The following is a 12,100-nucleotide window of genomic DNA, read 5'->3' as shown; positions in this document are numbered from 1 at the left end:
CCTTGAATAAAACTCAGATTCTTTAATTAAAACACTGTGGCTTGATAGCTTATTCTTCTCATTTATTTTAGAAATTGCATCCGTTAATTCAACTTGTAATATTTCTTTCCTATCTTCTAGTTTAGTTTTTAAAGGACTATTTTTTGTTTTTTTAGCGATAGCAATATCACTATATAATTGTTCAAGCTCTCCTTCTATACACACAATTTTGCTATTCAACTCATCTATATATTGTTTTCTAACATTTACATCACCTTGTGTTAAATCATACATTGAGTCATCAACTATTTTGAGTGATCTGTGTTCAATTGCATTTCTGATTTCAGAAAATGCTTTAGCATCTGGATCTAGCCAACGGCTAACTGAGCTCGAATCCTTTACATCGCGTATGTCTTTTAAAATGAAGAATAGTGCACGTATAAAACGATTTTGGGTATTTAAAAGTTTTGCATTAGGCTTCCACTTTTTGTTAGATTTTAAATCTTTAAATATGGAGTCAAAACTAATTCTACTATCGTCTTCAATTTTATTAAGTTCAAAAAAACGATTCATAAAAAAAGCTATTTTATCAAAAATTGAATAAAGGGTTCTAAATGCACTTTTATAATGACTTGCTTTGAGATTGGTAAGAGAATGCGACATATCATCGACGTGGGGGTAAGTATTATTAAAAAAGTGTTTGTTGTCATTTGGGATATTTCTAGCTGAAAAAGTTAAATAACGCGCATAACAATAATCATTTTTAAGTTCGTCAAAGTGTCCATGATAAACAAGCCCTTCATGCATAGTTAAACATTGATTTATTTTTGTTGAAAATGGTGGGAGTCCCATGGAATCTTGATACACAATTTCAGATTTTGAAATGTCATTTAGCTCATTCAAAAACAATCTGTTCTCACCACACCATTTTAAATAGTCGCCCTCTTTCTTTGTCCCTACTTCATTTTTATATAGATCAAAATCTTCGAACGACTCATATGTATGATTCGAAACGAACCAATCTGAAAAATTAATAAAGTTACTACCTTCGGAATACGCGATTTGTTGTTCAGGGTGAAGGTAATCAAAATACTCTAATCCTAAATGTATTAGGTTATAGGCAGTATGTGCGTAATAACCGCTATGACCAGGGTCGTAAACTATACCAGCTATGAAAATCGCATTTGTTGCTTTAGCAATTATAGCTACTGGGTTTTCTGTACTTTCAAATGCTGAATCCCATAAAGGGATACAACAAAAAGCACGGCATTGTGAGCTCAAATTGTTACCAAGATTAGTCTGTATTGAACTTTTCAAAACCAATTCTTGACGTGTAGGTGATTCTATTTTGCTGAAAATATATAAAGCTTTTCTGAAAAATATTACTGCTTTAGTTAAATCATCTGAATACCAAGCAAGATTATCGTATGTATAAAGTGCCTGTGCACAATTGCCTAATAAGTAGTAAAAACCAGCTTCATCAACGACCCGATCAAACTCATAATTCTTATTCGAAAGTAATTCGAACTGCTCTTTAATACGTTCATGGTCATGAGCAATAATCAATTCATCACAAACTAACGATAGTTCATGAATTTTCTCTGCATTTAATACATTTTCAGACATTACTAACACCATTAATTTAACGACTTATTATTTTAGGTCATGGAAGATATAGGACCACTCTAAATCAATTTTCTATTTAAAACATTTATCTTTAAATTAAAATCTTAATATTAAAAAGCCCACGTCATTCTCTGAGAAACGACGTGGGCTTTTTAGCTTACATTACAGCTTTACCAATTAAACGATCCTTTAGTGCGGCCACCCGCATCATCTACGGCTTCATAGGACACGTTCATCGTTGGGTATTGTGATAACCTAAGTTGAGTTGAAGCAGCACCACGCCCGACATACTCACCATTAAACCACCAGTCATAACCAACTACATAGCCATCTTCGTCTTTACAGGTTGCCGTAATACGAATTGTACCCGAACGTACTAACTGCACGCTCTCACACGTTGGCTTTTTGTTTTCAAACACTTCGTATCGTTCATTAATTTCAGTTTCTTGGCCATACATGCTGGTGGCAATAACCTTTATGTCATAAATACCCGCGTCCTCAATTTCAAAACGATTCATTGGGCTTCTTGGCTGTTTAACTTCAACTTCGTCTCCATTTATAAACCACTTGTAGTCAATGATGAAATCTCGTGGGTGACCGCCTTTAGTTTGGGCGTGAGCTACTAACCCCAGTGGTGCACGACTATAACGGTTCGATGGAAAGTGAACTAAACTCCCTTGCACTGGATCAGCTTCAAGTACGTCAATAAACTTACTTATCTCTTTTACTTTGCCTCTACTATCCGTCACTTTGGCCTTAATTTCATGCACACCCGGCGTTTTGACGAGTAAATTAGAGTACATGCGGGTTGGATTCGTTATCTCAATATTGTCACTTTCCAACCATTCATAGGTATAAGTAACTCCTGGCATAAACTTATGTTTTTGCAATATCATGCCTGTGATGTTTGCTGGCGCTACTAAGATATTACTTCTTATATCAATAGTCGTTTCAGGAAACTCATACACCCAGCTCTCTAAATTACGTTGAGTTTCACGATAAGTAGCCTCTTTATAACCATCCACCCATGCCTTTAACACAAACTTCAACCGGTTGTTGTCATCAAGATCACTTTCAGTAGGCGTGTACTCAAACGACACATCGTTTTTCAATTGGCCATTAGGCAATACCCATTCATATTTAACAGGTAAATCAACGCCACCGTTTAAGTTTAACACCTGTCCTTCTACATCTATTGTCGTGCCCATTTCAACGAGATGAGGTGCACGTATCTGTGCCATCACTGGCCTTGGAGTGACAGGACGCGCATAGTAACGAGCTTCGGACCATGCCTGCTCCCCCGCTGCTTCAGTTGTTGTACTAAATCTGAATCGACCCATAATGAGCGCTTGTTCGCCTTTAGCTATAAATGACTGTACAGGCGCACCTTCAAACCATGTTTTACCCTCATCATGTGACCATTGAGCTTGTCCGTCATATGTATCAAGGGTCGTATTGTAGTCGAGCATATTGAGCTTAAACTCTTGCCCTTCGTATACTTGAGATGATCCTTTAATCACTAAGCTTGCTTTGTCGTAACCACTAATTTTAAGTGGGCTGCTAACTGACGCTTCACCCGTGTTTTTGTTTGTAACCGTTGCTCTAACGTACTTATCTCCAGCAGCTTGCATTAAGAAAGGTATCGCGTTACGCCCTTCGTACTCTTCTAGCACTGACCAATCAGCAAGGTTCTCTGAAATCTCCCATTTTGTATCATTGCCGGCAACCATATCTTCTATCGTTTCATAGTCATAACGAACTAGTGTGGTAAACGGCACTTTTCCGCTTACTTGTGAGCTCCTTAATTCACCATCTACTCCAGTACCCAAAACTATTCTCATGAATATAGGGGTCGATATAATTTTCTTTTCATATTCTTTATGTGGCGATTTGACTGACGCGACAGCATAGAAACCATTACTTTTGCGGAAAATATCAGCAATAGCAACCGTGAACTGAGCTTGTCCATTTTCATTATTCGATTGTGTATCCGAAATTACTTGTTCTTCACCTCTGTTATTTTTATACGCTAAATAAATATCCCATTCGCCCATGGTGCTTGCATCATATTTACTTATTTTTTCTTTCCAATTCCATTCTCCCATGAACGCCGTTACTTGAACTTCATCTGTGCTTAATACATTGCGTTCTGAGTCCATGCTTAAATTTATAGCCACTTTACGAGATGGTAATACAATAACTTCGCCTGTCGAACCTGCTAAATGTTCATCTGATAGCGTGTAGGCGGCATTTATTGCCAGCGGATAGCGGTCAAACACTTTTCGCTTATCAACATCGTCATCACGAATAATGCCAAGTAGCTCATATATCGGCTTGTGGCTCCTCTGTGCCATGTATTCAGACGATTCATACTCACCACGACTTACATTGATGTTTAACTCCCCCGCGACGTGTTGAAGCCTATAGCGTGCTAAAACGGGATTTTCTGGGATAACACCATAAACACCTTCTTTAAGTTCAATAATAGGGTTTAAATCAAATGCCATTTGTTCAGCAGTTTTAATATTGTATTCAAACTCGCCAGCTTCTACTTTTACTTCATTACCATCAGGGTTAACAACATAAGCGCTGTAGCTAACCGTATTATCAAGTTCATCATGTATAGACCCCGTAACAGTCATAGCCCAGCCTTGATAGAGAGCGTCCATGCCTTTAGGTAGGTTGTCTAATTTGACGTAACAGCCTTTTCTAGCATCTCTTGATATTTCAATAGCTAAATCTTTAGATGCCACAAAGTTACAAAGATACTGGCTTTGGTAGATGTATAACGTACCGCGCTGAATATATTGGTAAAGATCATGTGTGCCAGTGTCTTTAGATTTAATACTGAATTTTGACGGCGCATACACATATTTCTCTTCAGTTTGACCTATATTGCCAAACGAATCTTTCGCTTTTACAATCAGTTCATAGGTATCACCGGGCGTTAGGTTATCTAAATTTCCATCAAAGAACTTAACGTAGCTTTTAGCATCAATTGGATCATCCACTAAAGTAAGTGGTACACCACCAAATGTAGCCTCTATTATTTCATTTTTTGTATCCCACCCTGGATTTGTTACAGCGCCAAAGTCACTGGCAAAGTAAAATGGATTGGTACTACGAGATTTGTCACGTAAATATGTTAATTGAACTTCAGGGGCAAAGCGCTGCAAGTAAAAAATGGGGTTTTCATAATCAGTACCGTTATCGTAATAGTCACGCAGGTTCAAACTGAACTTAAAAGCACCATCTGACAATGGGGTCATATCGTAGTGATAAACAATGTAATCACCCACCAGCTCGGTTTTGGTCGGTGGGAGTCGATTATCTTCACTCAAGTTTTGTTTTGAGCTACTAAAATAGAATGTATTGTTATCAATCTTTACTGATTGTTGAAATCTTATGTCTTCAATTTCTTCGATTATTAATGCCGAAATTTTTAATTTCCATGTTTCATCATTTTTAATGTTGGTGAATGGCGATTTAACAATAACTAGAATTTCATCCTGTTTAGCTTTAGCACTGCCTTCTTCTAATTGCTTTTCAATAACGCTACCATCGTTTTTGTTGTTAATAACAATTTCATGCAATAAAGGCGCTGTATAATCCCAGCTCAATCCATTTGTAAATGTACCCATGCCCTTGTCTAAAAAGTAAGGGCGGTCAGAATCAATGTCGATTTTCAGGCTAGTATTACCCTGTAACTGGTCTACTTTATTCCCTAACGGTGCTATATCGACAGGTAAAGCACATTTTGTAAAGTTACTCTCTACTGTACAACTCTCACCATTAAAGCTAATGATTTGTTTATACAGCCGAGGCTCAACACTAAATGTAATTCCCTTAACGCTTGCGGTGCTATCACGCAGTAGATGGTTTGCACTTGTTGAGACAACTCCATTGGTAAACTCAATCGTGGTGGCCGTCAACTTAGGTGCTATAGGCTCGACAATATCAACCGCTTTTGAGCCAATTGAAATAGGCATAGATTCATTCTCATTGAAGAAAATCTTAATTTCCCAATCAAAGGTTGTAGAACCAAGTTTGTCCGGAAAGCCATTTACCTTGCCAGTCGATTTATCTTCGGTTAAGCCGCTTGGATAATTAGTCCATTCAACCAAACAAAGTGGTGTTTCTTCAGCCCCAACTTTATCAAATGCACGTTTTTTAGCTTGCTCGATACTTGTTGTTAACGCGCAGCCTTGATAATTTGCCATCGATACATACGTGTCTATATCTTGTATTTCATGATAAATAAAATCGTCTGTATACTCTAGCGTAGTCGCCAAGCTATCTTTTGGATCGCGTGGCGTTACTAGAATTTTGTCATGAAATAATGTGAATAACTCATTGTTATACCCAACAACGCTTACTTTAAATTCAGCAAACTGGTCATTTAATGATACTAAATAAGAAGAAAGTATAGCTTGTGTATCAGTAACATCAAAGCTTTGCTTTACGCCCTTGATATTCATCTGTACGTAGCAAAGCCTGTCTTTAAATGTGTCAGAATTTTGTACTTCCTCAAGTGACGAAGTGAAGGCGCTACAGTAGTTAGATGCCTGATCACCTAATCTATACTTTAATTGAAATTTATCTGTAATCGCGTAAGGCGATGTATTAACCTGCTTTGTTCCTTTGTAGCCGCTGAACTTATAATCAGCTATTAGCACCGGTGAATTAGGTGCAGATGAAGCGATCAATAAGCTGCCTTTTGTAAATGTGTTTTGCTTGGTCACCAAGTCTAAGTTGTAGCGACCTCCACTTAAAGCAAAGTCATAAGCGTAATCAACGGTTTTTGTAGTACCTGGCAATATTTCTTTGTTATTAATAAATACACTGCCTTCACTGTCACTACGTAAAGTCACAAAAACTGGGTATTTTCCACTTATGGTACTGCCATCACTTAATTTAATAGGTTTACTATAAAGAGGAAGGTTACCGTCAACGTCTTTGAACACCGCCCCCGTTGCAGGTAAAGTTATTTCTGATAAGCCACTTTCTAAGCCTAGTTTTTCTGCAACATAATTAAACCGTAACTCTTTTTCAATTATATTCCCTACATTGTCTTCTGCTAAGACGGTAAAAATGTATATTGAGTTTTCGTCTGGGAATAGCACTGGGTATTCTAATGCATAAAGACCTTCACTAGTTTCGCTGGTGGCTAAGAATACATTTTCGTTAGCTGGGCCACCTTTTAAATTGACAGACTTAATTTTAGATTCATTGTCGTCGGTAAGAGATATCGTAATTTCATCCAATGATTTTATTGTAGCGCCACTTTCTATCGAAAAAACTAAATCAGGTGCCTTTATATCGTTATCAATCGATAAAAGAAGCTTCTCAACATAGTTACTATAATTATCTTTAGCCCAAGCAAACATCTCGAAAGAGCCATGATCTAAATTAGAATAATTAACTGTAGCGACATAATCTGAACCGGAACGAAGTAAAGAAGAAGCTGATATATTTTCAATTACATTGCCGTCCTTTTTTATAATAATTCCAGCACTACCGAGCTTCACTCTATCCCACGTACTGCCCGACTTTAACTCAGTAATACTAAAACTGATTTTCTTTTCTGCTTCATCATGCTCAATTATTTCATTAATTATTGGGTCTTGTGCATCCCACTCCCAAACATGGCTTAAGGTACTGTCAAACATGCTAGTGTTGTCAGAGCTTCGTAAAAGAGGCCTTGAATGGTAATAGCCAACAGTACCTGTTTTATTAAACGCTAAGTTTGTATCTAGTTCACAGGAACTATCCCCAGGTGGAATTTTACATGAACTTCCATACATACTTGCGTATTGTTCGTAACCTCTAACACTTCCTGTAATTCGTATCTTTGATATTATTGTATCGCGCCCATTTTCACCCGAAGCCCTATAGGTTTTAGGTACCCAGCCAACCCCATCAACAAACGCTTCTATATTAGTGCCTTTTGGTGGTAATGTTTTGTCTGTAAATTCAGGGTTTGGAAAGGAAAGAGAGTTACAACGCCACGTACTGTTGTTTGTCCACCCAGCATTTGGATAGTTGAAGTTATTAGAGGTATTTGCTGGACCATAAATTTTAAAATAAGCGTATTCATCATCAACTGAAATTAAACCGCGATTCGTTATACCTGTTGTTGACCCTGCGAATACAGATGCTCCCGGAGCTGCTTTATAGGCCTCTTTCGAGATACGGTATATAGCTTCAAGTGGGTTTTTGTTGATTGGAGTTTTATCGGTAACAGGCCTAAATCCGGCTTGCCCCAAGTAATCACCTGTGTACGTTGGGTCTTCAATTGCAACGATTTTGGGGCTTGGTCCACATTTAGAATTATTATAAAAGTACATCTCTTTTTCAGCACTGTTACCTGCCAAATCGAATACTTCAAAAATTACTTTGTGCTTACTTTGTGTTCCTGAAGGAAAAAATACAGCTGCATTAGAATTATCCCCCCCTGTTCCTAACATAGCTTTATTCAAGATTGGATAATATGGTACATCGCCTGTTTTATATAACTGACCTTCCTTGCCATCTGATTCCCAATATGTTTTATAAATTATTTTATCAATACCAGAAAGGTCATCGGTAATATTACCAAGAGTAAAGTGGCGGTCACTCGTATGACTAAACTTCGGTAGTCCATCTGGAGCATTACCACTGCCATAGGGAAATGACCATGTAAACGCCCCCATTGTTGGGGCCGTAGTGTCAACAATTAAATCATATGTTTCAGAAGAAATTAAATTGCTACTTGCACTTAAAATACTCGCTGTTGCTTGATATTTACCGTCTGCAATAGAGTCTAGTTTTAAAAGTGAGCCGTAATATTCTTTCCCATTAACCGTAATACGATCTGCTGGGCCTAACTTTTCACTAGTTAATGTATTCACAATTTCATTGCTTGAATTTGTGATTGTTAGCTGAACTAAGCGTTCTACACCGGCGCTTAGAGAAAATTGAATATCGTTATTTGTGCCGATATACGCTTCTGTTGGCTTTTGAGTTTTTATAACTTGGTTTGAATCAGTGTAGTTTATTTCAAGTAACTCAGCTGATGCGGTGGGGATTAAACCACCAGCCGTTAGCAATAAAGTTGCCTTAGTGAATTTGTTCATGACAATACCTATTATGGATAATGTAGGTATTCTTAAGCATTGAAAGGGAAATGTTAAAAAATAGGACGCATAAATTAGTACACTCTAGCTTATGCGTTTTTTATGATACGGGACTGTTAGTTTGTAAATTAAACTGTATGCATTTGATTTACATCATAATTACCCACAAACCTTTTTAATTGGCCATATAGCTATATTCTTCCATAAATTCAACATCAAATTTATATTGAAAGAATTATTTTGAAACTCTGACTTCTCAACCTTGTTTTGAGCTACACCAATGTAGATATAGATAACCAAGATAAAAAATATGATGCTTCCATACTTTTCATTTACGAGCCAAATTAAGTCTCCTAGTGCATATAGGATTATAAAAGGTCCACCCATATATAAAACGTACTTTAAAAAACCAATAAAATGAGTTTTTATTCCCTTCAATAATTTCGATACTTTTGACTTTATACTCATATAACGCTACCTGTCTGCCAAGTTTGAAGTAGATATAATTAACCGACACTGTGCCGTTAAAACGTAGAGGTGTTAACTGTATGACCTCTAAATTATGGCGGTTAATCCTGATTAGTGGCACTAAATCAATCTGTGCACGTTAATTTCTGGCCATAGAGCGTGATTTTAACATCACCACGTTGATGAAAGTTTAAGTAACCATTCTGCAATGGCGCAACATCTTCAATATCGAATGGCCTTAACAAGATGCCTTCATCGGTAGTTACAGGCAGATTAGCCATGAGTTCATAAGTAAACCGTTGTTTATCTGAACTACTTACTAATAATTCTAAATAAGGCTTTTCACCATCCACAAAGATGGGCTCACCTTTAACGTTTATTTCATTAGTAACGGTTTTTATAATCTGCTCAGTCGGTTCGTACTCTATTTCAAGTGTCGAAGATATGAGTTGGCTTTCGCCAGTGACTATAAACTGCCATTTTTCACAAGCTGAAACGCTGGATATACTGGTTATACTTGCTGCAAGCAATCCAATTTTAATGATATTCATATTAGACCTTTCATGTGGATTTTTTCTAATCTTACTTAGTATCAAGTGCAAATAAAAAAATTACAGATAGCATTTATAGCCTCTGTAAAATTTAATGTTGTGGTAGCCGGTTGATATTATTTGACGAAATCATGTGTTATTAACTCAAATATTGGAAAGCAGTTATGAAACTTAAAAAGAGTAATATTGTACTCGCTTTAGCCGCAGCTTCGGTACTCAGTGGATGTGGTAGTGAGGAAGATGAAAAAAGTGGTGGAATTACTTTTCCAGAAGACACAACTCCCGCATCAATTTCTATTGAGGCGTCAAAACTTATTAATGAGCCCGCTGACTCAGTTTTAGATAGTAGTGTTCGCTTGTCTCTCTCAAAAGCAACAAAAGAAGAAGTGACATTAAGCTATGAAATGACCGCTATTACAGCGAGTGCGGGAGTCGATTTTGAAGTGACTGCGGGTGAATTAACGATTCCAATAGGCTCATTAAGTTCTACTATTTCATTTAAATTGTTACCCGATAGCCTTGATGAAGAAGATGAAACATTTTTAATTTCAATCTCAGACCCTAAAAATGCCACATTAAAAACAGGGTTTACTGAAAGTATTATTACAATAAGAGACACTGATCCAACGCCAAGCGCCGGGTTTGTGACTGATGTTGCAAGTGTGACTGAAGATACAGGCATGTTTTCTGTTGAGATGAAAATAGATACTGCGTCGGGCAAAGATATACAGCTTCCTTTCGTGCTCGGTGGTTTAGCGACAGAATCAGAAGATTATAACTTGATCACAAAAAGCCCAATCGAAGTAGCCTCGGGTGAAACTACCGCAAAAATTAATTTTGAAATACTCAAAGACACAACCCCCGAAGGTGGTGAGTCAATAACGATTGAATTGCTAGAGCCATCTAATGCCGTGTTAACTGAGCAAAATGAGCTAACCATCATTATCAATGGCGATTTAGGCATGAATGACACAGGTGTTACAACCTGGTTCGATGGTACAAGCTTTACATCCACTTCGCCCAACTCTGATTACCCGGCTCAAGACGCTGCATTTGGCCGTGATGCAGGTGACACTGATTTTTTTGACGGACACAGCGGGTTCTCTCTAACTAAAATTGATATATCAGGCAATGCCCTACCTTCTAATGCAGAGTCATTTGTGTCTGTTCTTGATAATCAAACAGGTTTGTTTTGGGAAGTAAAAACAGATGCTCAAAAGCTCCCTACACTTTCAGATAACGAGCTAAGAAACTATATAAATAATGCTGTGAGAGATGGTAATTATGAATACGAAAATGCTCATAATCAGTGGCGTGCGTCGAATTACACTTACGTCTGGTATGACACTAATCAAAAAAACAATGGCGGCGCAAATGGTGTAACGGGTAAAAGCTTTATTGATAGCCAGTACCCTATTAGCCAATACTGCAGTGCACCTTCATCCACCTCAGCGTCGTACAATACACAGTTTCGATATTGCAACACTGATAACTACATTTTACAGATGAATTCTACTTCAATTTCCGGCTTTAAAGACTGGCGGTTACCCACAATTAGTGAATTACAGTCACTACACAACTTTGCCGTTGATGCCGACGACTCACTGAAGGCTTACTTTCCTAATGAACCAATAGGCCAGCTACTAAGCTCAACACCATATGCGGATGGCGAAGGTGCGGTTTGGTGCCTAGATACAGTAACGGGGCAAACAAAGCTATGCAACAAAAACTTACCCTATAATATTCGCGCAGTACGAGGAGGTGCACAATGAAATCACTTTATACAACACTCGCTATGGCCGCCTTGTTTAGTACGAGTCTTGCGGCCCAAACATGTAAAACAGAGTCAATTGAAGCCACTCAACCGAACGGCCACTTATTAGATAACAAAGATGGCACTGTGACTGACATTGTAAATGGGTTGCTGTGGAGTAAATGTTCGTTTGGGCAGACCTATCAAGATGGGAACTGTGTTGGCACTCCAACCAATATATCGTCGTGGCAAGCTGCTTTGAAAATCGCTGATGAAAATTCAACACAATTCAATGTTGATGGTTGGCGCTTACCCAATATCAAGGAACTCGGTATTTTGGTCGAGCGTATGTGCGTAGAGCCTGCCATTAACCTGTATGCGTTCCCAAGCACGCCATCTGCAGCGTACTGGTCAAATACACCTGATGCACATAACTTAACGTCCCTAGATAATGTTGAAGGTCTAATTGTGGATTTTTCTGACGGTAGTGAGTTTTTGACTGACGTTAACACGCACCGCTTAATTCGCTTTGTTAAAGCATTAAATTAAAAGCACTCATTATGCCGCTACTAATCCTGGCGGCATCTTTAAGATAATTAAGTGTTCAA

General features: G+C 37.8%; 5 protein-coding genes. 2 read left to right on the top strand and 3 right to left on the bottom strand.

The annotated features are described in order from the left end of the window. The 3 genes from CXF89_RS21295 to CXF89_RS12695 form a co-directional block, all read right to left on the bottom strand. Nucleotides 1–1,605: LA2681 family HEPN domain-containing protein (locus tag CXF89_RS21295; RefSeq protein ID WP_219621665.1), on the bottom strand; the 1,605-nt coding region annotated here is incomplete at its 3' end. A 170-nt stretch (nucleotides 1,606–1,775) separates the two neighbouring features. After that, nucleotides 1,776–8,720, bottom strand: a complete 6,945-nt coding sequence (locus tag CXF89_RS12705; protein WP_121954810.1) for an Ig-like domain-containing protein — start codon at nucleotides 8,718–8,720, stop codon at nucleotides 1,776–1,778. A gap of 593 nt (nucleotides 8,721–9,313) precedes the next feature. Then, nucleotides 9,314–9,739, bottom strand: coding sequence for a hypothetical protein (locus tag CXF89_RS12695; protein WP_121954808.1), 426 nt, complete (start codon nucleotides 9,737–9,739; stop codon nucleotides 9,314–9,316). Nucleotides 9,740–9,903: 164 nt separating this feature from the next. Here CXF89_RS12695 and CXF89_RS12690 point away from each other — a divergent pair, with 164 nt between their 5' ends. Together CXF89_RS12690 and CXF89_RS12685 are read left to right on the top strand one after the other, a co-directional pair. Beyond that, entirely contained in the window at nucleotides 9,904–11,511 is a 1,608-nt protein-coding gene (locus CXF89_RS12690) for an Lcl C-terminal domain-containing protein (protein ID WP_121954807.1), read from the top strand. Further along, on the top strand, nucleotides 11,508–12,041 hold the full coding sequence (locus CXF89_RS12685; protein WP_121954806.1) for an Lcl C-terminal domain-containing protein: 534 nt from the start codon (nucleotides 11,508–11,510) through the stop codon (nucleotides 12,039–12,041). The genes CXF89_RS12690 and CXF89_RS12685 overlap by 4 nt, the downstream gene beginning before the upstream one ends. The last annotated feature ends 59 nt before the right edge of the window (nucleotides 12,042–12,100 follow it).

Origin of the sequence: Pseudoalteromonas sp. MelDa3, assembly GCF_002863625.1 — a bacterium.
Classification (GTDB): Bacteria; Pseudomonadota; Gammaproteobacteria; order Enterobacterales; family Alteromonadaceae; genus Pseudoalteromonas; species Pseudoalteromonas arctica.
Note: the sequence above shows the minus strand (reverse complement) of the source record. Positions and strands in the feature narration are given on the sequence as shown.

Excerpts from the sequence above, each read along its gene's own strand:
- CXF89_RS12705 (WP_121954810.1), bottom strand. The coding sequence starts at position 8,720 with ATGAACAAATTCACTAAGGCAACTTTATTGCTAACGGCTGGTGGTTTA.
- CXF89_RS12695 (WP_121954808.1), bottom strand. The coding sequence starts at position 9,739 with ATGAATATCATTAAAATTGGATTGCTTGCAGCAAGTATAACCAGTATA.
- CXF89_RS12690 (WP_121954807.1), top strand. The coding sequence starts at position 9,904 with ATGAAACTTAAAAAGAGTAATATTGTACTCGCTTTAGCCGCAGCTTCG.
- CXF89_RS12685 (WP_121954806.1), top strand. The coding sequence starts at position 11,508 with ATGAAATCACTTTATACAACACTCGCTATGGCCGCCTTGTTTAGTACG.